Origin of the sequence: Bacillus cereus, from assembly GCF_002561295.1 — a bacterium.
Lineage (GTDB): Bacteria > Bacillota > Bacilli > Bacillales > Bacillaceae_G > Bacillus_A > Bacillus_A cereus_S.
The window spans coordinates 1-24,142 of record NZ_NTUG01000039.1; the positions used below are offsets into that span (position 1 = coordinate 1).

The following is a 24,142-nucleotide window of genomic DNA, read 5'->3' on the forward strand; positions in this document are numbered from 1 at the left end:
CCCGGTCGGGACCGCCATTTATTTCTGGCTCGGTAGCTCAGTCGGTAGAGCAGAGGACTGAAAATCCTCGTGTCGGCGGTTCGATTCCGTCCCGAGCCACCATTTTCAACTAAATACGCCGGCTTAGCTCAATTGGTAGAGCAACTGACTTGTAATCAGTAGGTTGGGGGTTCAAGTCCTCTAGCCGGCACCATGTAAGTTTCGGAGGGGTAGCGAAGTGGCTAAACGCGGCGGACTGTAAATCCGCTCCTTCGGGTTCGGCAGTTCGAATCTGCCCCCCTCCACCATTTACATTTTATATAGGGGTATAGTTTAAAGGTAGAACAGAGGTCTCCAAAACCTCCAGTGTGGGTTCAATTCCTACTACCCCTGCCAAATACAGCATGGCGGCTGTGGCGAAGTGGTTAACGCACCGGATTGTGGCTCCGGCATTCGTGGGTTCGATTCCCATCAGTCGCCCCATTTTTATTTTAAAAATTACAAATAATGTAATGGTTACTTACATATAATGAATTAAACCTTCGGTGGGCTATAGCCAAGCGGTAAGGCAACGGACTTTGACTCCGTCATGCGCTGGTTCGAATCCAGCTAGCCCAGCCATTTTTGCGGAAGTAGTTCAGTGGTAGAATACAACCTTGCCAAGGTTGGGGTCGCGGGTTCGAATCCCGTCTTCCGCTCCACTTTAATTTAATATGGCGGCATAGCCAAGTGGTAAGGCAGAGGTCTGCAAAACCTTTACCACCGGTTCGAATCCGGTTGCCGCCTTTCTTATTATGCCGATGTGGCGGAATTGGCAGACGCGCACGACTCAAAATCGTGTTCCTTCGGGAGTGTCGGTTCGACCCCGACCATCGGTATCATTTAAACGGTTCTTACGTTCAGTAGGAACCGTTTTTTCGTGTTCTTAAGGATATTTATGATTATCCCTTTGTTTAATTATTGATATTGAGTCGGGGGATTCTTTATATTATATTTGCTATACAAAGGTAGTATAAAGAACGGCTAGTACCAATTCAATTATATATGAAAGAAGAAGGACGATACTATGCAGCGTGTTAAACTCGTAATAAACTATGAAAGTAAGGTATAATATAATTTGGTGAATGAATTAAATTCTATCGGTGTATATTATGTCAATAATGTGAGTCGATTATGAACTTTTTATATTTATTTTGAAAAAGTGTTGAATAAACATTATATTTCATATTAATATTTTTTATGTAGATTTAAACGTGAAAGAGAGTGGAACAGAATGGGTCGTAAATGGAATAATATTAAAGACAAAAAAGCATCAAAAGATGCAAATACAAGCCGTGTATACGCTAAATTTGGACGTGAGATTTACGTGGCGGCAAAACAAGGTGAGCCAGATCCAGAATCAAACCAAGCTTTAAAAGTGGTATTAGAGCGTGCAAAGACGTATAGTGTACCAAGAACAATTATTGATCGTGCGATTGAAAAAGCAAAAGGTGGTTCAGAAGAAAACTATGACGAACTTCGTTATGAAGGATTTGGACCAAACGGATCTATGGTAATTGTAGATACACTTACAAATAACGTGAACCGTACTGCAGCAGATGTCCGTGCTGCATTTAGTAAAAATAGCGGTAATATGGGTGTGAATGGATCAGTAGCATACATGTTTGATGCGACTGCTGTTATTGGGCTTGAAGGAAAAACTGCAGACGACGTACTTGAAATTTTAATGGAAGCAGACGTAGATGCGCGTGACATTTTAGAAGAGGAAGAGGCAGTAATCGTCTATGCTGAGCCTGATCAATTCCATGCGGTACAAGCAGCACTGAAGGATGCTGGTATTACAGAATTTACAGTTGCTGAATTAACAATGCTTGCACAAAGTGATGTAACACTTTCAGAAGATGTACAAGTACAATTTGAAAAAATGATTGATGCATTGGAAGATTTAGAAGATGTTCAACAAGTTTATCACAATGTGGATTTAGGAGAATAATGTATGAAAAAGAGACCCTTTGTTATTTATAACAGAAGGTCTCTTTTCTTATGTTATGTGTAGTCTAACAAGGATTTTCACAATATTTAATGAATATTAATATATATTGTATTTAAAATAGAAATGATTGTTTTTTGGAGGTATATAGAATGGAATATTCAACACCTAAGCATATTGTTGCTGTTTCAGCTTGCATAATGAATGAAAATAACGAAATCCTGCTAGTGAAGGTACAATGGAGAGCTGATACGTGGGAAATGCCTGGCGGACAAGTAGAGGAAGGGGAACCTCTGGATCAGGCAGTTTGCCGAGAAGTACTTGAAGAAACGGGGCTTACAGTAAAACCAATTGGCATCACAGGGCTTTACTATAATGCTTCAAAGTATATTTTATCAGTGGTGTTTAAGGTGGAGTATGTAAGCGGGGAAATAAAGGTTCCAGCTGAAGAGATTAAAGAAGCAAAATTTATTGCTTTAAATGAAGAAAACATTGATGAGTATATAACACGTCCACACATGAATTCGAGAACACTTGATGCTATAAAAGCTAAAAACTTTATTCCATATGAAACTTGGAAAGTAGAACCTTACAAGTTGGTAGGAAGATTATAGAACAAATAAGGCTATTTTATCCAGCATTAACGGGCAGTAAGAACGGTTGGTGAAGGCTAATAATCAATGTGGGCTGAAGAAGGTCCTTACCGATTAAAGTTTCACTTTATTTAAAAAGGACAAGTGATTTGATAAATCTCAATTCACTTGTCCTTTTTGGTTTGTATCGTATGAGAAAAAATGTCTAACCTAATGTTGAAGGGGAAAAACTAAGTAATCAATAAATATATGGTGGTAAGTTAGAATAAATATAACAATTGATAGAACGTTTGTTTGGTGTTATAATTAGAATCTCTTAATTGAAGTTGAATCGTTTTGTTAAGTAGTTTAGCCAGAACCTACTTAAAACTGAAAAAACATGAAATGGTATAATAGAAGAATGGAGTTGTGATTCTAAAAGCTGCTGACAGGAATAGAAATTTCTTATGATTTCAGTTAAAATATGTATTTTACCCCGCTATTTGCGGGCAGTAAGACCCCCACCTCAAGATTCAGAGAGAAACGAGGAAGATAGGTGGGGATCAACTGTCCGTAAAAGCCCGATTGGTTTAACTAATAATCAGTGGGATGAAGAAAAATCCCCACTGATTACAGTTTCACTTTATAGCTTACAACATTGTAAGGTAAGTGTAAGAGAAATCAATTGGAGATTGCTTTAAGAAACAGTATTCTTAATGTAAGGATTATAGAGTTGTAAGGAAAAGAGGTGTGCACGATGAAAGAACGAGTACTATCTAGAGTTAACTATCATCAAAAAGTTTCATTCAATCCAATTACAAAGTTTCTTTATAAAGCTATTATTTTATTATTACTACTTAGTTGTACATTACTATTCATAGGAAATGTAATGATTGAACGAAGTGATATTAGTAAGCTGCATGTACCAGCTAACTTAGAGGTGCCAGAATCTTTGGCTCACGCGTTTATTGCGACAGAGGATAAAAGGTTTTACCACCATAATGGTTTAGACTATATAGCAATTGTTAGAGCGTCTATTGAAAATATAAAAGCGGGCGGGGTTGTACAGGGCGGAAGTACAATTACACAACAGCTTTCCAAAAATGCTTTTTTATCTAATGAACGTACATTTTCTCGTAAGTGGAAAGAGGTCTTTTATACAAAAAAAATTGAGCGTACATTTACTAAAGATGAGATTTTAAAATTATATGTAAGCAATATTTATTACGGAGAAGGTGCATGGGGGATTGAAAAAGCATCCAAGTTATACTTCGGCAAAGAGGTAAGTCAATTAACATTAAGTGAAAGTGCTATGATGGCTGCTATTGTGAAAGCTCCTGCTTATTATTCCCCTGCTCAAAATTATGATAAAGCGGTAGAAAGACGAAATGTCGTTTTGAAATTAATGGAACGAGAAGGCTATATTAGTCATGATGAATATTTGCAAGCGGTTAGTGAAAAATTAGTAATTCGTCATGACATTTCAACTAAGCATTCGTTACAAAAAGTAGCACGTGAAAAAGCGGTGAGCTAAAAGCGGAGTTCCATAGAGGAAACTTCGCTTTTTTTTGAATAAAATGGCCAAAGAGGAGACACAATATTGACACATTTGTCGTATTTTTGGAAATTATGTGAGCGTGTTCATTGCGTGACCCGGATAAGTATTGATATTATGTGTAATGTGTACAACAATGTATACAGAATATGAATTTAAAGAGGAATGTATATGAAATCATCGAACAAAATCATGGCTCTTGGTATTGTTTTTTCTATCGCCGTATTAATTGTAATCGGGACTATTGCGTACAGTATCATAAATGACAAAAAGGATAAAGGGGATGAGATGTTTGCTTATTCCTCGCAGCAATCTTTAGGGAAGAAAGATGCTCCTGTTAAGGTTGTAGAATTTGGAGACTTTAAATGCCCAGCTTGTCGAACTTGGGATGCGACAGTATTACCTCGTTTAAAGGAAGACTATATTAATAAAGATAAAGTACAGTTTTATTTCATTAATTTCCCGTTTATTGGAAAAGATTCTGACTTAGGTGCTGCTGCTGGTGAGGCAATATATAAACAGGACCCAGAATCCTTCTGGACATTCTACGATGAAATTTATCAAAACCAGGGGAAAGATACTGAGGAATGGATTACAGAAGAACTGCTTCTTAATATAGTGAAAGAAAAACTTCCAAAGGTTAATGTAGATCAGTTTAAAAAAGATTTACATAGCAAAGAAATACAAGAAAAAGTACGTAAAGATGCAGACCGTGCTAAAAAACTGAAAGTACAGGGTGCTCCTTCAGTCTATGTAAACGGAAATCTTACAAATCCGGATTATGATAGTATCAAAAAGGAAATTGATAAAGCATTGAAAAAGTGATGAGGGTACTCATCACTTTTTCGACTTTTTTCGATAAATTTCTTGCTTAGGCTTTTGTTACATGCTATACTACTTTACATAAGTTATTTCAAAAAATTATATTTTTTCAAATTTGCGGGTGTAGTTTAGTGGTAAAACAAGAGCCTTCCAAGCTCTGGTCGAGAGTTCGATTCTCTTCACCCGCTCCAAATGTTATTTTATATTCTCATATTAAATTGTGATCAACGCAGTGTTTCGTTTCTAAGATAAACGAGGCATTGCGTTTTTTAATGTTTGGAAATGAAGATTTTATGCGAAAATAGAATTAAGAACTATGATGACGAAGTGAATTGCTAACCATCGGTAGGTGATTACTTGTTTGATGAGAATATGTATTCATCGTAGAAGGAGGCAAAGCATGGATTTTGAGCAATTAAAACAGGATGTTATAGCGTATAGTAAAACGATTGGAATAGATAAAATAGGCTTTGCGAGTGCCTCACCATTTGAAGAATTAAAACAGCGTTTAATTCAGCAACAACAATTAAATTATCAGTCTGGTTTTGAAGAATCTGATATTGAAAAAAGAACAAATCCACAGTTGCTATTGCCGGGAGCGAAATCAATTATTGCAATTGCATTAGCATACCCATCAAAGTTGAAAAATGCACCGCTAAGTAAACGTGGAGAAAGACGGGGGATTTTTTGTCGTGCATCTTGGGGACAAGATTATCATCTTGTTTTACGAGATCGCTTGCAAAAATTAGAGGCGTATTTAATTGAGAAGCTCCCTGATATAGAAGTGAAATCAATGGTAGATACGGGAGAACTAAGTGATCGTGCTGTTTCAGAGCGTGCTGGCATTGGTTGGAGCGGTAAAAATTGCTCCATTATTACACCAGAATTTGGTTCTTATGTGTATTTAGGTGAAATGATTACGAATGTACCATTTCCGCCAGACCAACCGATAGAAGATCAGTGCGGAAGCTGTACAAAGTGTATAGATATTTGTCCCACTGGTGCACTTGTACAAGGTGGACAATTAGATTCTAAAAAATGTATTGCCTTTTTAACGCAAACAAAGGGATTTCTTCCAGAAGAATATCGGGATAAAATCGGCAATCGGATTTACGGCTGTGATACGTGCCAGACAGTTTGCCCAAAGAACAGAGGAATGGATTTTCATAACCATCCAGAAATGGAACCCGATCCAGAGCTTGTCAAACCGCTGTTAACGCCATTATTAACGATTAGTAACCGAGACTTTAAAGAAAAATACGGCATTATGTCGGGATCGTGGCGCGGGAAAAAACCGTTGCAACGAAATGCAATTTTAGCGCTTGCTCATTTTAAAGAAACCACAGCAATTCCTGATTTAATTGGTGTGATGAAAGATGATCCAAGACCCGTCATTCGAGGGACAGCAGCGTGGGTTTTAGGGAAAATTGGTGGCGAAGATGCAAAAGAAGCAATTGAAAAGGCGATGCAACGTGAGAAAGATGAAGAAGTTATTCATGAAATGAATCGTGGTCTTGAAATGTTAGCTGAGAAAAAACAGTAGATAATACCTCTTTTTTTCATATTGTGTAATATGGGAGGGAGAGACCTATGTTGGTAAAAAGGCAGCTTGAACAACAGATGCAACAATTTTTAGCGTATATTACAAATAAACGTGCAGGCGTCGATAAGATTCCTGCTGATTTACTACAAGTGTTACAACGAAAAAGAAATTTGCTTCAAAAACGTGATGCTGAAATTGTAAAAGCAACAGCAGATGTATCTTTTATAAGACAATGGAACGGGAAGAACTATCAAGAGGTAGATTATCAAGTTCATTTGAAATACTTAGTTTATCATCATGAATTATTCTATATGGAAGAAGAACAATTAGAAAGACGTATGTATTTGGAGAATGGGCGTATTGTAGATGATAAATGTATTGAAACAAAAGAAGAAAGAGTTCAAGGTGAAACATTAGAGCGTGATATAAAAAAAGGGAATTATGATTTGTATCAATATAATCGCTTGGAAGCTGTCAAATATGCGGAGCGTTGGTGGGATGATCGGAACCCAGCGTATCGCAATTTTCCTGATAATTGTACAAATTTTATTTCGCAATGTTTACATGCTGGTGAAACCCCAATGACTGGGTATCCTAACATTCGTAAAGGATGGTGGCAACGTGAGAATCAGTGGAGCTGGAGCTGGGCAGTTGCTCATTCATTTTATTGGTATTTATCAGGAGCTACAACGGGGCTACGTGCGAAGTCGGTAGAAAGCCCAAAAGAGCTTTTACTGGGTGATGTAATTGTCTATGATTTTGAAGATGATGGTAGATGGAATCATACAACGATAGTTGTGGCAAAAGATGCGGATGGCATGCCGCTTGTAAATGCTCATTCTGCTAATAGTCGTATGCGTTATTGGAATTATGAAGATTCCAGCAAATATACGCCGCAAATGAAATATAAATTTTTTCATATTACTAATGGGTAGAGATTTTTTATCCAAGTGGTATAATACGTAGTAGACAAAAGATTGAGGTGAATATCAAGTGGGAGTACATGTTGTTTTATATCAACCAGAAATTCCAGCAAATACAGGGAACATTGCGCGTACTTGTGCAGCAACTGGAACAGAATTACATTTAATTAGACCATTAGGTTTTTCAACGGATGATAAAATGTTAAAGCGTGCCGGTCTTGATTACTGGCAGCACGTAAAAATTACGTATTATGATTCGATTGAAGAGTTTTATGAAAAAAATAGTGATGGTGAATTCTTCTATTTAACAAAGTATGGTGAAAAAGCTCATACACAGTTTGATTATAGTAATGTAGAAAAAAATTATTATTTTGTATTTGGAAGAGAAACAAACGGATTGCCAGCAAACGTAATTGAAGAAAATTTTGATCATTGTTTACGTATCCCAATGACTGACAAAGTACGTTCTTTAAATTTATCAAATACAGCAGCAATTTTAATTTATGAAGCATTCCGTCAGCAAAATTATCCAGGTTTAGATTTAGAAATTGTATACTAAAGTCTGGATGTAATAGATAACAAAAAGTGATGAGCGGAGGCTCATCACTTTTTGTTTGTACCTGGCTTATCATTATAACCTGAAGTGAAAATTGCAGTAAGAAACGTCAGTGATACACCTAAAATTAATAATAATTTCATATGGATCCTCCTTCTTCATATTTTAGCTCATTTGATCGGAAGTTTATGTAGATTCTGTGGAAGTAAAGAAGAGATATTTGAGAAAGTGAGGGAGAAGTTCCCTAATAAATTCATTATACAGAATTTTCTTTTAAGTTTGGGATGAAATTTATAATGTTTGTAGAAGATTTCGTTTTGATTTAAAGAATGTTTAAGGACATCCTCGCATACCTTTTATAATAATCCGATTGAACAAGGAGATGGGGGAGGAGCTATAATGGATATTCTAAAGAAAATTGAGCAACATCGAGAAGCAGAAGAACGTTTACAATGGGAAGGTACGTTTGCGGAGTATTTGGAGCTTGTGAAAGAAAGACCATGGGTGGCTCAAACTGCACACTCTCGCATTTACAATATGATTAAAGATGCTGGTATTGAAGAAGTAGAAGGCAGAAGAAAATACAACTTTTTTAGCAATCAGCTATTTGGATTAGAAGATGCATTAGAGCGTCTAGTAGAAGAATATTTTCATCCGTCTGCCAAACGTTTAGATGTTAGAAAACGGATTTTGTTATTAATGGGGCCAGTTAGTGGTGGTAAATCAACGCTAGTTACGATGTTAAAGCGGGGATTAGAGACGTACTCGCGTACAGATCGCGGAGCTGTTTTTGCGATAAAAGGTTGCCCAATGCATGAAGATCCTCTTCATCTAATACCACATCATTTACGTGATGATTTTTACGATGAATATGGTGTAAGGATTGAAGGGAATTTATCACCATTAAATGTAATGCGCTTAGAAAAAGAATATGGTGGAAGAATTGAAGATGTAGTTGTAGAAAGGATTTTCTTCTCAGAAGATCGCCGGACTGGAATTGGTACATTCAGTCCTTCAGACCCAAAATCACAGGATATTGCGGATTTAACAGGAAGTATTGATTTTTCTACAATTGCAGAATATGGTTCAGAGTCAGATCCACGTGCATATCGTTTTGACGGAGAGTTAAATAAAGCGAACCGTGGAATGATGGAATTTCAAGAGATGTTAAAATGTGATGAGAAATTTTTATGGCATCTATTATCTCTAACACAAGAAGGGAACTTCAAAGCTGGAAGATTTGCTCTTATTTCAGCGGATGAATTAATTGTAGCGCATACCAATGAAACAGAGTATCGCTCCTTTATTTCCAATAAGAAAAATGAGGCGTTACATTCAAGAATTATCGTAATGCCTGTTCCATATAATTTACGAGCGAGTGAAGAAGAACATATTTATGAAAAGATGATTTATGAAAGTGATGTTGCAAATGTGCACATTGCGCCGCATACACTTCGCGTCGCAGCGATGTTTACGATTTTAACACGCCTCAAGGATCCGAAACGCCCAGATATTGATTTAATTAAAAAGATGCGTTTATATGATGGAGAAATGGTTGAAGGATACAATGCAATTGATGTCGAAGACCTGCAGCGTGAATATCAAGATGAAGGTATGAGTGGTATTGATCCGCGTTATGTCATTAACCGTATTTCTTCTACTATTATTAGAAAAGAGGTACCATCGATTAACGCGCTTGATGTATTACGTTCTTTAAAAGATGGATTAGATCAACATCCATCCATTAGCAATGAAGATCGGGAACGCTATATGAATTTTATTTCATTAGCACGAAAAGAGTACGATGACATTGCTAAGAAAGAAGTCCAAAAAGCATTTGTATATTCATATGAAGAATCAGCTAAGACGCTTATGGATAATTACTTAGATAATGTTGAGGCATATTGCAATAAATCAAAATTACGTGACCCATTAACAGGTGAAGAAATGAGTCCAGATGAAAAACTTATGCGTTCTATTGAAGAACAAATTGGTATTTCAGAAAATGCGAAGAAAGCATTCCGGGAAGAAATTTTAATACGAATTTCTGCGTATGCTCGTAAAGGGAAACGTTTTGACTACAATTCACATGAGCGTCTTCGCGAAGCAATTCAGAAAAAATTATTTGCTGATCTGAAAGATGTTGTGAAAATTACAACATCAACGAAAACACCAGACGAAAATCAGCTGAAGAAAATTAATGATGTTGTAGCACGCTTAATCGATGAACATGGCTACAATTCTTCATCAGCAAATGAATTACTTCGCTATGTAGGTAGCTTGTTGAATCGATAGTTTGATAATAAAACGCTGTCTCTTCTGAAACCAGAGGCAGCGTTTTTGTATCTATTTGATTGAAGTGATAAAACTCTATTATATAAAGTGAAACTTTAATCAGTGGGGGTCTTACTGCCCGTTAATGCGGGATAAATCCATTTCGACTTTCCAACATCTAAATCGCGGTTATGAAAACAAAAGAAAATCTCCACTTATCTCTGCATTTTGTTTTTACTGGGCATGGGGCTAAAAAAGGAAATGCCCGCTACTACACTCGGCCGGACGCTCCCTTCTAACTGAAAAATAGGTTTGATGTCGGTTTTCCAAAGTGAATGTCTCATTTCACGCATGGACTTGTCCAAATATAATAAATTAAGGTGTAATTTCATGAATTTCTTGTCAATTATTTTTACAATACGCATATGATAGAGTAACCAACCATTCATACAGAAAAAGCCAACACAATACAATATGTTGCAGATTGAAAAGTGTGCAACAATGAATTGTGTTTCTTTCGTATCAGTTAAAGAAATTTTAAATTTAAATGGATGCTAAAGTTTTGTTAAAGAAGTTCGGGATAATACGTAAAAAAGCTATGGGGTCTTATGATTTTTGGGAAATTCATTTCTAATGAGCAGATACTTTTTAATTACTTTTGTTGCTACACCATAACCTCAAATCCGTATATTACTGTTTATTAGAGAAAAAGAAGAAAAATCACAGTAAGGAGGGAAAAGGATGGGCGAAGAAAATCAACCAAATTATACAATTTCACAGGAAAACTGGTCCCTCCATCGCAAAGGACATGACGATCAACAACGCCATCAAGAAAAGGTGCAAGATGCAATTAAGAAAAATTTACCAGATCTTGTGACGGAAGAAAGTATCGTTATGTCTAATGGTAGGGACGTTGTTAAAATACCAATCCGGTCTTTAGATGAATATAAGATTAGATATAACTACGATAAGAATAAACATGTGGGGCAAGGAACTGGTGATAGTAAAGTTGGCGATGTCGTTGCACGAGATGGATCAAGTGGTCAAAAGCAAAAGGGACCAGGAAAAGGGCAAGGTGCGGGAGATACAGCTGGAGAAGATTATTATGAAGCGGAAGTATCAATTTTAGAATTAGAGCAAGCATTTTTTAAAGAGTTGGAGCTGCCTAATTTAAAGCGGAAAGAAATGGATGAAAATCGTATTGAACATATTGAATTTAATGACATTAGAAAGACAGGACTATGGGGAAATATTGATAAAAAACGGACGATGATATCAGCCTATAAACGAAATGCGATGAATGGAAAGCCTGCTTTTCATCCGATTCGACAGGAGGATTTGAAGTTCCGGACGTGGAATGAAGTGTTGAAGCCAGATTCCAAAGCTGTCGTATTAGCAATGATGGATACGAGTGGATCTATGGGTATGTGGGAGAAGTATATGGCGCGTAGTTTCTTCTTTTGGATGACAAGATTTTTACGTACAAAGTACGAAACGGTCGATATAGAATTTATTGCGCATCATACAGAAGCGAAGGTCGTAACAGAAGAAGAGTTTTTCTCAAAAGGCGAGAGTGGCGGAACAATATGTTCCTCTGTTTATAGAAAAGCACTCGAGATTATAGATGGAAAATATTCACCAGAACGCTATAATATTTATCCATTTCATTTTTCAGATGGAGATAATTTAACATCAGATAATGCTCGTTGTGTGAAGCTTGTGCAAGAATTGATGAAGATATGTAATATGTTTGGGTATGGGGAAGTAAACCAGTATAATCGTCACAGTACGCTTATGTCAGCCTATAAAAATATTAAAGACGAGAATTTCAGATACTATATTTTAAAACAAAAAGCGGACGTGTTTCACGCAATGAAGAGCTTTTTTAGAGAAGAATCAAGTCAGAAAATGGTATAACCCCTTTTTTAAGGGGTTTTTTGCTGGGGATACAAATACATATGTTGAATTGGCTATTATATGTTTAAGTACAAGAGATGTTAGGTAATCAATTATCTAGAAATTTTTTGTGAGCACCCATATATATATGAATCCATTGTGATTTTTCGACATATAAGTTGTAGGCATAGATAAAGTTTTTACTGTATGAAGAAATAAGGTACTAATAATGGATTATATATAATAAAATATTTCGTATACAAATAAAGGAATATTTGTAAAGTTAATGTATATAAAACTTTACTTTTTATGTAAAATAGTATATTATATAAATATACAATATATCGGTTATTTTCTAGGAGGAGCCTGTCACAATAGGCTCCTCCTGTTCTTTTTTAGAGAGCCTGTCGTCCAGGTTTTTTTCTTAATAGTAAATGACTGAAAATTAGGAAAAATAATTCTTGAAAGAGGTGAGGCATACATATAAAAAAGAGAGAAGCAATAATGAAAGGGGGGATAAGGTATGACATTGTTTGGTTATCCGCTTGAAACAATTTACTTATATGGATTTATTATTGCTACTGTACTTACTATTATTTATATCTTTTTTGGAGATATATTTGAATCTATCTTTAGCTTTGGCGGTGGATCAGTCTCCATTGTAACGCTGTTGCTCAGTTTCCTTGCAATGCTTTGTGGGTTTAGTTATATAGGTGAGTACTTATTTTCTTTGAATAGTATTGTTATTTTTAGTCTTTCTTTTGGCATATCATTTATTGGTGTTTTTCTAATGAAGATATTGATTTTAAAACCAATTGCAGAAGCTGAACAAAATACAGTGCAACGTATGGATGAATTTGTCGGTTGCAGAGGTGAAGTGATTATTACCATCCCGAAGGAAGGCTTTGGAGAAGTGCTAGTCTCTTCAAAATTTGGAAGCAATGCGATACCAGCTAAAACAATTGGAAAGAAAGATATTTCACAAGGAACAGAGGTCATGATTGAGGGAGTCCAAGATGGTGTTTTGCTTGTGCAAAATATCGCTTATTCTTTAAAAAAACCAAAGTTATAAGGAGGAATTTGAATGATTCCATTAATTATCGGTGGTGTGTTACTCGCAATTTTACTTTTACTTATTTTAGTGTTTATTACGAAATATCGCACAGTTGGTCCGGATGAGGCGCTGATCGTAACAGGAAACTGGCTTGGTGGCGGAAAAAACGTTGTTACAACAGATGATGGAAAGAAAATTAAAATTATTCGTGGTGGAGGTACTTTTGTTGTACCGATTATGCAACGAGCGGAACCTCTGAGTTTATTAAACTATAAATTAGAAGTTGGAACACGTGATACGTATACGAAGCAAGGGGTACCGGTTACAGTAAATGGTGTTTCGATTATTAAAGTCGGTTCAACAATTGAAGAAGTATCTACAGCTGCTGAACAATATTTGGGAAAAGAAACAGAAGAGCTAAAGGTTGAAGCAAAAGAAGTACTAGAAGGTCATTTACGTGCTATCTTATCTTCAATGACAGTGGAAGATGCTTATAGTAATAGAGAGCAATTTGCTCAAAAAGTACATGAAGTTGCTTCAACTGATTTGAAAAAAATGGGTCTTCGCATTGTTTCGTTTACTATTAAAGAAATTATGGACAAAAATGGTTATTTAGATGCGCTTGGTCAACCGCAAATCGCAACAGTAAAACGTGATGCAACGATTGCGAATGCAGAGCGTGAAAAAGAGGCACGTATTGAAAAAGCCCGTGCAGAAAAAGAGGCAAAAGAAGCCGAGTATCAACGTGATGCACAAATTGCTGAAGCTGAAAAGCATAAGGAATTAAAAGTGCAATCATATAAGAGAGAGCAAGAGCAAGCTCGTGCCGATGCGGACCTTTCGTATGAATTACAACAAGCAAAAGCACAACAAGGTGTTACAGAAGAACAAATGCGCGTTAAAATTATTGAGCGTGAAAAACAAATTGAATTAGAAGAAAAAGAGATTGCGCGTCGTGAAAAACAATATGATGCGGAAGTAAAGAAAAAAGCAGATGCAGATCGCTATGCGGTTGAACAATCAGCGGAAGCGGAAAAAGTAAAACAAATGAAAAAAGCGGATGCAGATCAATATAAGATTGAAGCTGAAGCGAGAGCTCGTGCAGAAGAAGTACGTGTAGAAGGTTTAGCGAAAGCAGAAATTGAAAAAGCACAAGGTCAGGCAAAAGCAGAAGTTCAGAAAGCACAAGGTACAGCAGAAGCGGATGTTATTAGATTAAAAGGTCTAGCAGAAGCAGAAGCGAAACAAAAAATCGCAGAAGCATTCGAATTATATGGGCAAGCGGCAATTATGGATATGGTTCTTAAAATGCTTCCAAGCTACGCAAAAGAAATTGCAAGCCCGCTTAGCAACATTGATAAAATTACTGTTGTTGATACAGGCGGCGGTGGAAAAAACAGCGGCGCTGGAAAAGTGGCAGGATATGCAACGGATCTAATGGCAACGATGCAAGAAACATTGAAAGCTTCTTCTGGCATTGATTTAAAGGAACTATTAGAAAGCTTTGCTGGAAAAGGTGCAGTGCAGCAAGCGGTGTGTGAGAAACCTGTTGTGCAAGTAGTGGAAGAAAACGAGAAAAGTGAAAAGTAACGGAGGAGGCCCCTAGCAGTAGGGGCCTTTTTAGGTTCTAATGCAAAGAGAAAATAAAAGAGAATATAGCGCATATATTTCTAGTGGAATTATATTTGATGATATAAGTGCAAACAATTGATGGATGAATTCTTTCTACTTTTGAACAGGCTCATTCTGTTATATGCAATTATGTTATTTCCTTCAATGTGTTAAATTTAATTTGAATAAAGTAAATATAGATTAATAGAGAAATGATTGTGTGTTAAACTACATTGAAATATATTTATGATAATTCGTTACACAACTTGCTCCAAGAACATTAGGAGGATTAGAAAGATGAGGAAATTGAAAGCAAAGATGTACAAGTATGGAAAGATTAATATCCTTTACTAAACAAGCACATTTCAATGGAGGAAGTATTTTGAATCATTCCTGACATCAAAGAATTTCAAAGGGACTGAAAATAGCGTTAGAGAAACGGAATTAATTTAATTAGTGTGCTATTATCGCAGTTTTTATAAGGAACGGAGGAGATTTAATGTATGAAAAAGAGAATTGTAATCATAGAAGATGAAGATAATATCCGAGACATATGTAAACGGTACTTGGAAAGAGAAGGATATGAAGTGTACACCGCGGTAAATGGAACAGAAGGTTGGAATGTATTTCAGCAATATCAACCAGATTTAATTATTTTAGATTTGATGATGCCGAAAAAAGATGGTTGGGAATTATGTGAGGAAATTCGCCAATATTCTAATGTTCCTATTATTATGTTAACCGCTAGGGGAGAAGAAAGAGATCGGATTTTAGGATTAACAATGGGTGCGGATGATTATGTGACAAAGCCGTTTTCACCTCGTGAACTAGTATTAAGGGTTCAAATTATATTAAGAAGAGGAAATTATGTAACAATACAAACGCAAGAACCGGTATCGGGAATGATAGAGTTTTTAGATTTGAAGATTTGTCCAACAAAAAGGCGTGTATTTGTTTGTGAACATGAAATCGAGCTAACTGTGAAAGAATTTGAAGTGCTTTATATAATGGCAAAACATCCAAAACAAGTATTTTCACGTTCTCAACTTCTTGAACAAATTTGGGGTTTTGAGTATGAAGGGTGTACAAATGCAGTAACTGTGTTAATGAGTCGCTTACGTGAAAAATTGGAGAAGCATACAACAAAGAGCCGTTGGATTCATACAGTTTGGGGTATTGGTTATCGCTTTGAGCCAGAGGAAGGAAGTCAAGCATGAAATTACGTAACCAATTGTTATTGATGAATCTATTAAGTACAAGTATCATGTTAATTTTTATTTGGTACAGTGAAAGGCGAATGTTACTTAGACCGGAACAAACAAAATTATTAATAGGAATTGTGATTGTAGCAATGATTGTTTCAACGATTATTTACTGGTTAATGACACGTCCTATTATGAGATCGATTCAAAATTTAATTGCATTAACGAAACAATTTAGTGATAGACACTTTGAAACGATGTATATAATCGGGAAAGAACCAGAAGAATTTAAAGAATTAGCGGCAGCCTTTCAACAAATGGCTAAAAAATTAGAAGAAAGCTTTACTAAGTTAGAAAAAGGAGAAAAAGCACGTACAGAGTTAATTGCGAATATTTCCCATGACTTACGAACTCCTATAGCTAGTATACAATTGATGATAGAAGCGTTACAGGATGGTTTAATTGAGGAGCCTAACATGAAAATGCAGTACTTAACGACAATTCTAAACGAAATACAAAGATTAAGTGGATTAATTAATAATTTGTTCGATCTTTCTAAGTTAGAACTTGGACAAGAAGCATTTCATCCAAATTTAACACATGTAGATAGCATTCTATTAAAAGTACTAGATTCGCATTCTATTTTACTAGAGGAAAAAGATATTCAGTTGCAATTACGCGTTTCGGATACATTGCCACGACTTTGGATTATGCCATGTAAAATAGCGCGGGTTATTGGTAATTTGTTACAAAATGCGATTCGGCATTCTCCCACGTTTGGAACAATCGAGTTAATTGTAGAGGAAAATAAACAGAAACAGCAAGTCAAATTCACTTTGCGTGATGAAGGAGAAGGGATTTCTTACGATGATCAATTACGTATATTTGATCGTTTTTTCAGAACAGACCCATCAAGAAGTTCACAATCTGGAGGATCTGGACTTGGACTGGCCATTGCAAAATCACTAGTTGAAATGCACAAGGGGGAAATTGGTGTTCAGGATCGCCCAGATGGGAAACAGGGATGTGAATTTTGGTTTACTCTTCCCGTTATATCAGAAAAGAAATAATACCATTGAAAGACTTTTGTAACATTTATGAGAGAGAAATGAAAGACTTGTTAGCTATGATGAAGTTAATTTTACTAGTAGATGTTCGAACTCATCTAGAAAACAAGGAGAAAAATGACGATGAAGAAATTAAAACCAACACTTGGGGTATTAAGTAGTGTAACAATGGCGCTGACTTTAGCATCCCCTATTTTAGCTGAAACAACACCTGAACAAGGTGGAAAAGTCGAAACTTTTAAAGAAGATAAAAATGTGAAGGAAGGGCAAAAGATCATTTATGATGGTTCTGAAAAAAAGGGAATCATGATTATGGAAGAGCCTCAGGAAAATAATGACTGGGATAATGATGGCATTCCTAATGATGTAGAAGAAAAAGGATTTAAAATTGTATTTAATAAAAAGACAGGAAAAAATGAAGCCCAACTATGGGATCCACAGCAAGACTTTGGTGAAAAGAGATTTATAACAAATCCTAGGAGTGCAAACTCAGATGGAGACCCTTTTACAGATAGCTATGAAGTGGAGCATTATGGCAGTGATTCTGATGTGGATTTCAATCCTATGATTGCGAATGTACCAAATCTACAAATCGCTGTAAAACGCATCGATATTACTCCGGTTGCTAGTATTACAGATTCGAATGGTGAATCACGTACGAAGACTTGGGAAAAAAGTTTATCTGTACAACATTCTTTTAATATAGGTTTAGCTGGTGAAGCCGGTGCTGAGGGATCAGCAGCGGGTCCTGTACCTTCAGGAAAAGGATCGTTAAATGTGGGGTATGGTTATTCTAATACAAAAACGGAAACAGAAAGTATCTCTAATAGTTTTGATTGGTCAACAGCAACAACTGTTGATTCAGCTAAAGCAGCAAATGTGCGCTTTCATCTAGAATATAAAAATACGGGTACAGCATCTGCTGGGGATGTTTCACCTCACTTTAATATTCGATTAGGAAATAAAATTATCAATACTGTAAAGGCAACACAAGACCGTTATAAAGCAAACTTGTTAACTACGGAAAAAGGAGGAAACAATAAAACTGAAATTCTAATGGACAGTGTAGAAGGTCAAGCCGATGTGAAAATTTCCCTAACACTGGATGAATTAAAAGCAGTAGAACAAGGGGCACCTCTTTCTATTGAAGTATTGCCTACTAGTACGATGAATGTGTATACAATGAAAGATGGAAAATTTGAAAATTTAGGAGATTGGGCGCATTTTGCATCTAATGTCAATGCTTCTACTACATTAATAGAAACAAATTTGGGTTCTATACCAAAATTTAGAGTGTATACACCAAAAAAGGATAAAGCAAAACCTGCTAGCGTTGAACATAATCTTTCACTGGACGAATTTTTTAAAAATAGCGGGATAGATAGTTATGCTTGGACAGTAAACGCTGTAGTGAATGGTCAGTTAAACAAAAATCTAGTTCGTTATGGCCCAAATCGTTCTCTTTTAGAACGAGGTGTGAACCTTGGTTTCTTTGATAATCGTGCACTACGACCAACTCTATCATATAGCAGCTATGATTATAGCAAGAAAAAGATTTACGCATCGGTTATACCAGGTTTATTTAATATAAGTGACGAAATCTTTGTTACAGTTAGAAATAAAGAAGGTGAGCAACAAAAGGTAAAATTAGTTCGAAATAAGAATTCAAATGTGTATGAATCTAAAGAGAATGAACCTGTAGACTTAGCAGTAAACAAAAGAGCTCTTGGAGCAATCCCAGTTAAGTTTGAACTCAATGATGTCCAAAATAATAAAACTGAAGTTTCTGTGCCTCTTGTTTCAAATAAAAGCTATCTAGAGGCTATCGATAAATTAGTAGTAGATAATTCCGGAGAACCTATTCTAGAAGGAAAACAGTACTATTTGAAGACGAATGTTAACATACGTGAAGGTGTACAGGAGAATTGGCACATTGGTTTAGACCAAACAATTAGTGGGCGATATGTACACTTTTCACCTCAGTCGAATTGGGATAGATTGAGACTCGGTCCTATACAAAAAGCAATACATGGGACAGACATTCAAGCAACACCAGTAATGATAGAAAGAAAAGGACAGCCTAAACCAGGACAACCATTCAAAAAAGATGAAGAAGTATTCCTTAAGTTTACTAACAGTAGTTATAGTGGTTATCAGTATTTAAATATTGGAAATGGTTATGATTATAACTGGTTAGATACTGAAAACAATAGATCTTCTATTAAATTAGATAAGCTTCCTAATGAGAAGAGCTTCTATCTAAAATCTGATTCTACTTATATCACATTTAGACAAAATAATTGGTTAAGTAGTGTTGCAGATAATGGTAGCGCTCCACTTGTGGCAGGTAGTGAGTTTATTTTAAAACCTGATCATACAACTTCACCAGGTAATAACCATAAATGGGAATTAGAAAGTATTAAGTAAAGTAAGAGATTATAAGGCTGGAAGTATGGTTTTAGAAGACTTAGCGATCTATCCATATTTGAAGGCTACGTGAGGTAACAATAAAAAAAGTTAAGTTTATCTCGTTAGTGGAGCGGACAGCAATACTCCTGCTTAAAAACAAAGAGTGGGAGTATTACTGCCCGTAAAATTCTAGTTGGTGAGGACTGATAATCAGTGGGGATGAAGAGTTTGCCACTGATTATCAGTCCTCACCTATGAAATCTTACAAAACTGTCATCTTTATGTAAGGTTATTAGATAGTTCATTTATTATTTCAATGTGATAATAAAGGTATAAAAAATACCAGAAAATTTTTAGATATTATAGGAGAGTGTCAGTGATGATTATAACAACAACTTCAACGATTCAAGGAAAAGAAATTATTGAGTATATTGATATTGTAAACGGTGAAGCGATTATGGGTGCAAATATCGTACGTGATCTATTTGCTTCTGTTCGTGACGTTGTCGGTGGCCGTTCTGGTGCATATGAAAGTAAATTGAAAGAAGCCCGTGATATTGCAATGGAAGAGATGAAAACTCTTGCGAAGCAAAAAGGTGCAAATGCAATTGTTGGTATTGATGTAGACTACGAGGTCGTTCGTGATGGAATGTTAATGGTTGCTGTTAGTGGTACAGCCGTACGTGTATAAAATAAAAAGTATAGTTGCTAAAGCACCTTGTTAAGAGTGAGGTGCTTTTTCTTTTTTATAAAATTAGAAAGGTGAAACACCTGAAAGGAAATAATATCTTATTTTCTTTCAGCTACTGTAGTGTTTTTTGAAGTATTGATATTTCCAATTATGGTATATTTTAGAGAAAGAAGATGTTCAATTAATCATTTAATAAAAAGGGGAATATTTTGTTGGGGAAAAGTGGGGTAACTACAATTATATCGATTTTAATACCAGTGTTATTAATCTTACTCATAGTTAACTTTATAAATGAAATTATTTTGACTGTATTTCATGGGAGTTCTCTTATTTTACCTTTATTTCTTTGTCCTATTGGATTTATTTTAGCTATTTTTTCTTATAAAGTAGATAAAAATAATGGAGCAAAGATTGGGATAGTATTAAATGTGTTAGTATTCTTAGTTCCTTTTATTTTGCTGATACGGGGAACGATGTGATTTCTATTTTAGTTATATGTAAATAGAGTTACCTTCTTAAAAGGGGAAAAAACGTAAAAAAATCTTTGGGAATTTTTGAGGGATTCTGGTGCAAGAAATATATGGGGTATATTCTTTTTTATTTTATCTTTGCACCAGTCCACCTTTTTAGAAACTATTTAGAAGTGTATTTCATTCCTTCTAATCTATCCAGTACTCTTCTTTTCTTATAAAACATTTTTCCTACTTCTGCAATTTCTTCAATTGTTTTTCGGTTGAAATAGGCCCCAAAAATCATGCCAGCAACAGGAATCATCTGAAATAGCTTTTTCCAACCGTAATTGTCACGATACACAGTAAACACCTCTCGCCATGATTTCATTTGAGACATACTGTTGTCGTGATTGGCACGAGCATCAAAATGCTTTAATTCATGAAGGATTGTTTGTTTCCCTACAATATCAGATGAAGAAAATTGTAAGCATTTTACGATAAATAACCGCTCTTGAATATCTTTTGGATTATACCCGTAGCAAATTGCAATTTCTTGCAAAACATTTAGTGACATACTTAAAACTGCTGGAATATCAATTGCTAGAGTGAAAATACCACCAAAGCCAGTTGTGGCACCTTGTGCAGTTGCAACAGATTTTCTATTTTCGATGATTTTATCAACGATTGCGTCCATCTCACTTAAAGAGAATCTTTGAATATCAGTTAAAGAAGTTGCATTTTCAAATTTCTCTATTGTTGATTGTGGATGAATTAAATATTTACTTCCAGAGTTGAGATATTGAATGAGCTCATCTAGTAGGATATTAATTTTTTTATGGATAAACTTTGGGGTTAGCTTATCAAGAATAGCAAACGGAATTTTTCCCCACTTTTCAAAGAACCAAAGATCTTCTTGGTCTCTCTCCCATTTTTCAATCATTGAGATTTCTTTTAATAAAAGTTCCTGTGACTCCATTTTCCCCCTCACTTTCTTATAACCGTCGCTTTTATTTTAGTGGATATTTTTTGAATAATAAATAAAATTAGGAGTTTGGATTAGGATGGAATATGGTAAATAATTAGAGAAATAACGTTATTAAACGCATAATTATCATTTTGTTCATGATTTTTATTTTGAATTTTTAAAAACATAATGTGTTTATTACATGAGTGATAAAATAGATGAGAAAAATAGAGAAGCGTGAAGTAGGGAGTAGATTTTGAATGAAAGCAATGATTGAAGAGATTTATAGTTCATATAATGGAAAAGTAGAAGAGATTTTCATTGATGAAGCATCTTACGTATATGAATGGGAAAAGTTAATGACGATTCGAAAAAATGATGGAACACTGGAGACAGTGGCGGTGGGAATTAGTGGTCATATACGATCTGTAAATATAGAGGTTGGTCAGGACATTGATGTGGATACATTGTTACTTAAGTTAGAAGATGATTTGCTAGTTACTGGCTGTGAATGATAAAAGATGTGTAGAATTTGCTACACATCTTTTTTTATTATTAACCGTTCTTCAATTTGTTAATATAGACATAGGATATATTAGGAAAGAAGAACGATCTTAATTATATATTATTCCTGAAAAACAATGAGGGGAGAATAAACATGGGGAAAGAACTGTTTGTGACGATGGAATGTGCGTATACACTTCAAGGAACATTAACGCTCCCTACATATTATTCTGAATCATATCCAGCTATTGTAATCATTGGTGGTACTGGAAAAGGAGATCGGGATGGAAATACGAGTCGTTTACAATTAAACTTATATAAAGAATTAGCGGATTATTTTACTTCTTTAGGATTTGCAGTACTTCGCTATGACAAGCGTGGTACGCATAAAAGTAAGGGGGATTATTATAAATCCGGGGTAACAGATTTTATTGATGATGCAGTTTTATGGATTAGATTTTTAAAGGATCATCCACAAATAGACCCAAAACGTGTTATTATTGCTGGACATAGTGAGGGGGCTTTACTTGCGCCCGCTGTCTATGCCAGGGAATCAGTTGCGGGATTAATATTACTTGCTGGTGCAGCAGAACCATCTAAAATGTTAATTGAAAGGCAGATAGATAAAGTTATTAACGAGTTTGAAAATATATCGGGATCCATGGGGTGGTTATCTAAAGTGTTGAAGATTCCGCGGTGGATGCGACAGCAGAATGAAGTACTGATGACAAAGGTGCAAAATTCAGCAGAAGCTGTTATGTGGGTAAAAGGTGCAAAATTGAATGCAAAATGGCTACGAGAACAGTTACAATATAATGTAGTGACATATTTAGAGCAAGTATCATGTCCCGTTTTAGCAATTACGGGGGACAATGATATACAAGTACCACCTGAGCATGCTAAACGAATTGCTTCATATGTGAATGGCGAAGCTGAATGGCATATCATTCCGAACATGAACCATATTTTAAGAAATTATGAACATAAGCATACAATGATTCGATTAATGAAGGAATATAAGGGGCTTATGGATAAATGTATTGAAGAAGAGTTATTACATGTGATGAAGGGATGGTTACAAAAACATTATCTTTCATAGGAGCTGTAGTTGTGAGGAAACAAAAGTTTTTATTATGTATGTTATTAGGGCTTTTTATTACAATAGTAGCTTGTGAGAAGCAAGAAGAGACTGAATCTAAGCCGATTCAAGTGAAAAATGAAAAAAAGCAAGAAGAGACGTATAACAAAGAAGAAGAGAATAAAGAGAAAAAGAGTATGAATTTAATGGATAAGCAATTATTACTGTCTGCGACACTAGGTGATACGGAAACAGCTATGAAATTAATAAAAGATGGAGCAAATATAAATGTATCAGGGGATAAAGGAGAAACACCTGTAATGGCAGCAACGTATCATAATCATGTTGAGACAGTAAAAGCATTGATTGACGCAGGTGCAGATATTGAATTACAAGATAAAAATAAAGAAAATCCATTCCTTTATGCGAGCAAAGAGGGTTATGTTGATATTGTGAAGCTAACAATCGATGCAGGAACGAATATTAGAGAAATAAATCGTCGTGGCGGAACAGCGCTCATTCCCGCAGCTGAAAGAGGGCATGTGGAAGTTGTGAAAGAACTATTGGACCGCACAGAAATTGATGTGAATTATAGAAATGATCTTGGGTGGACGGCGTTACTAGAAGCAATTGTTCTTGGGAATGGCAGTGAAAATCATAAACAAATTGTTCAGTTACTCATTGATCATGGTGTAGATGTAAATATGGCCGACCGAGAAGGAGTTACTCCACTAGAGCATGCAGAGAAGCGAGGATTTAAAGAAATGGCGAATATGTTAAGAGCAGCAGGAGCAAATGAAACGATCAAACAACCTACAGAATGATGTATATAAGTAAAAGTTGAAAACTTTACTTTTTAGGTGGGAGAGAGCATCCAGCCATGCATAGTAGCGATCATCTTTTGTTCTTCGTTGCCGCGACTTATATGTTGAAAAATCAAGATGGATTTATATAGGTTATGAAAAAAGAGATAAGCGGAATACACTGTACCCTATTGAAT

The 24,142-nt window shown here is 35.6% G+C and carries 20 protein-coding genes and 10 tRNA genes; 29 read left to right on the forward strand and 1 reads right to left on the reverse strand.

From position 1 onward, the window contains the following. Positions 1-26: 26 nt before the first annotated feature. The 26 genes from CN373_RS21095 to CN373_RS21235 all read left to right on the forward strand — a co-directional run bounded on the left by CN373_RS21095 (position 27) and on the right by CN373_RS21235 (position 20,623). Positions 27-102, forward strand: a tRNA-Phe gene (locus CN373_RS21095). A gap of 15 nt (positions 103-117) precedes the next feature. After that, positions 118-193: transfer RNA gene (locus tag CN373_RS21100), tRNA-Thr, on the forward strand. Positions 194-203: 10 nt separating this feature from the next. After that, a tRNA-Tyr gene (locus CN373_RS21105) sits at positions 204-287 on the forward strand. Positions 288-301: 14 nt separating this feature from the next. Beyond that, positions 302-375, forward strand: a tRNA-Trp gene (locus CN373_RS21110). An 11-nt stretch (positions 376-386) separates the two neighbouring features. Further along, positions 387-462 (forward strand) — tRNA-His (locus tag CN373_RS21115). A 63-nt stretch (positions 463-525) separates the two neighbouring features. Further along, a tRNA-Gln gene (locus CN373_RS21120) sits at positions 526-600 on the forward strand. A 5-nt stretch (positions 601-605) separates the two neighbouring features. After that, a tRNA-Gly gene (locus CN373_RS21125) sits at positions 606-680 on the forward strand. 14 nt (positions 681-694) lie between these two features. After that, positions 695-765 (forward strand) — tRNA-Cys (locus CN373_RS21130). A gap of 10 nt (positions 766-775) precedes the next feature. Next, positions 776-857: transfer RNA gene (locus CN373_RS21135), tRNA-Leu, on the forward strand. Positions 858-1,252: 395 nt separating this feature from the next. Then, on the forward strand, positions 1,253-1,972 hold the full coding sequence (locus tag CN373_RS21140) for a YebC/PmpR family DNA-binding transcriptional regulator (protein WP_000532962.1): 720 nt from the start codon (positions 1,253-1,255) through the stop codon (positions 1,970-1,972). Positions 1,973-2,121: 149 nt separating this feature from the next. Then, entirely contained in the window at positions 2,122-2,583 is a 462-nt protein-coding gene (locus CN373_RS21145) for an NUDIX hydrolase (protein ID WP_000456848.1), read from the forward strand. A 715-nt stretch (positions 2,584-3,298) separates the two neighbouring features. Continuing rightward, positions 3,299-4,075 (forward strand): transglycosylase domain-containing protein, encoded by a 777-nt coding sequence (locus CN373_RS21155; RefSeq protein WP_000664721.1) that lies wholly within the window; start codon positions 3,299-3,301, stop codon positions 4,073-4,075. Positions 4,076-4,267: 192 nt separating this feature from the next. Further along, entirely contained in the window at positions 4,268-4,921 is a 654-nt protein-coding gene (locus CN373_RS21160; RefSeq protein ID WP_000842718.1) for a DsbA family protein, read from the forward strand. Positions 4,922-5,035: 114 nt separating this feature from the next. Then, positions 5,036-5,109 (forward strand) — tRNA-Gly (locus CN373_RS21165). Between the two features lie 209 nt (positions 5,110-5,318). Next, a complete protein-coding gene (gene queG / locus CN373_RS21170) occupies positions 5,319-6,461 on the forward strand; it encodes a tRNA epoxyqueuosine(34) reductase QueG (protein ID WP_000345230.1) in 1,143 nt (380 codons plus the stop codon). Positions 6,462-6,508: 47 nt separating this feature from the next. Continuing rightward, complete coding sequence (locus CN373_RS21175) at positions 6,509-7,396, forward strand: amidase domain-containing protein (protein WP_098360105.1); 888 nt, start codon at positions 6,509-6,511, stop codon at positions 7,394-7,396. Between the two features lie 58 nt (positions 7,397-7,454). Then, positions 7,455-7,943, forward strand: a complete 489-nt coding sequence (gene trmL, locus CN373_RS21180; protein ID WP_000538148.1) for a tRNA (uridine(34)/cytosine(34)/5-carboxymethylaminomethyluridine(34)-2'-O)-methyltransferase TrmL — start codon at positions 7,455-7,457, stop codon at positions 7,941-7,943. Between the two features lie 396 nt (positions 7,944-8,339). Beyond that, entirely contained in the window at positions 8,340-10,235 is a 1,896-nt protein-coding gene (locus tag CN373_RS21190) for a PrkA family serine protein kinase (protein WP_000353284.1), read from the forward strand. 720 nt (positions 10,236-10,955) lie between these two features. Beyond that, positions 10,956-12,131 carry a sporulation protein YhbH gene (gene yhbH / locus CN373_RS21200; protein ID WP_000503497.1) on the forward strand — a complete coding sequence of 392 codons (1,176 nt, stop codon included), beginning with the start codon at positions 10,956-10,958 and terminating at the stop codon, positions 12,129-12,131. A gap of 502 nt (positions 12,132-12,633) precedes the next feature. Further along, positions 12,634-13,182, forward strand: coding sequence for an NfeD family protein (locus CN373_RS21205; RefSeq protein ID WP_098360106.1), 549 nt, complete (start codon positions 12,634-12,636; stop codon positions 13,180-13,182). A gap of 12 nt (positions 13,183-13,194) precedes the next feature. Then, positions 13,195-14,754 (forward strand): flotillin family protein, encoded by a 1,560-nt coding sequence (locus CN373_RS21210; protein ID WP_000612479.1) that lies wholly within the window; start codon positions 13,195-13,197, stop codon positions 14,752-14,754. Between the two features lie 524 nt (positions 14,755-15,278). Then, positions 15,279-15,992, forward strand: coding sequence for a response regulator transcription factor (locus tag CN373_RS21215; RefSeq protein WP_000746218.1), 714 nt, complete (start codon positions 15,279-15,281; stop codon positions 15,990-15,992). Next, positions 15,989-17,047, forward strand: a complete 1,059-nt coding sequence (locus CN373_RS21220; protein WP_033663957.1) for a sensor histidine kinase — start codon at positions 15,989-15,991, stop codon at positions 17,045-17,047. The genes CN373_RS21215 and CN373_RS21220 overlap by 4 nt, the downstream gene beginning before the upstream one ends. Positions 17,048-17,167: 120 nt before the next feature. After that, complete coding sequence (locus CN373_RS21225) at positions 17,168-19,471, forward strand: binary toxin-like calcium binding domain-containing protein (protein ID WP_098360107.1); 2,304 nt, start codon at positions 17,168-17,170, stop codon at positions 19,469-19,471. A 361-nt stretch (positions 19,472-19,832) separates the two neighbouring features. Beyond that, positions 19,833-20,144 carry a heavy metal-binding domain-containing protein gene (locus tag CN373_RS21230; protein WP_000587631.1) on the forward strand — a complete coding sequence of 104 codons (312 nt, stop codon included), beginning with the start codon at positions 19,833-19,835 and terminating at the stop codon, positions 20,142-20,144. A gap of 209 nt (positions 20,145-20,353) precedes the next feature. Then, the gene (locus CN373_RS21235; RefSeq protein ID WP_033663958.1) at positions 20,354-20,623 is read left to right on the forward strand and encodes a hypothetical protein; all 270 of its coding nucleotides are present in this window, start codon (positions 20,354-20,356) and stop codon (positions 20,621-20,623) included. A gap of 154 nt (positions 20,624-20,777) precedes the next feature. Here the strand turns inward: CN373_RS21235 and CN373_RS21240 are convergent, their stop codons facing one another. Beyond that, the gene (locus CN373_RS21240) at positions 20,778-21,572 is read right to left on the reverse strand and encodes an EcsC family protein (RefSeq protein WP_000445669.1); all 795 of its coding nucleotides are present in this window, start codon (positions 21,570-21,572) and stop codon (positions 20,778-20,780) included. A gap of 248 nt (positions 21,573-21,820) precedes the next feature. Between CN373_RS21240 and CN373_RS21245 the strand changes: the two genes are divergently transcribed. The 3 genes from CN373_RS21245 to CN373_RS21255 all read left to right on the forward strand — a co-directional run bounded on the left by CN373_RS21245 (position 21,821) and on the right by CN373_RS21255 (position 23,966). After that, positions 21,821-22,075 (forward strand): hypothetical protein, encoded by a 255-nt coding sequence (locus tag CN373_RS21245; RefSeq protein WP_000646390.1) that lies wholly within the window; start codon positions 21,821-21,823, stop codon positions 22,073-22,075. Between the two features lie 143 nt (positions 22,076-22,218). Then, positions 22,219-23,163 carry an alpha/beta hydrolase family protein gene (locus CN373_RS21250; RefSeq protein WP_000514108.1) on the forward strand — a complete coding sequence of 315 codons (945 nt, stop codon included), beginning with the start codon at positions 22,219-22,221 and terminating at the stop codon, positions 23,161-23,163. Beyond that, positions 23,136-23,966 carry an ankyrin repeat domain-containing protein gene (locus CN373_RS21255; protein WP_000256860.1) on the forward strand — a complete coding sequence of 277 codons (831 nt, stop codon included), beginning with the start codon at positions 23,136-23,138 and terminating at the stop codon, positions 23,964-23,966. The genes CN373_RS21250 and CN373_RS21255 overlap by 28 nt, the downstream gene beginning before the upstream one ends. Positions 23,967-24,142: the final 176 nt, after the last annotated feature.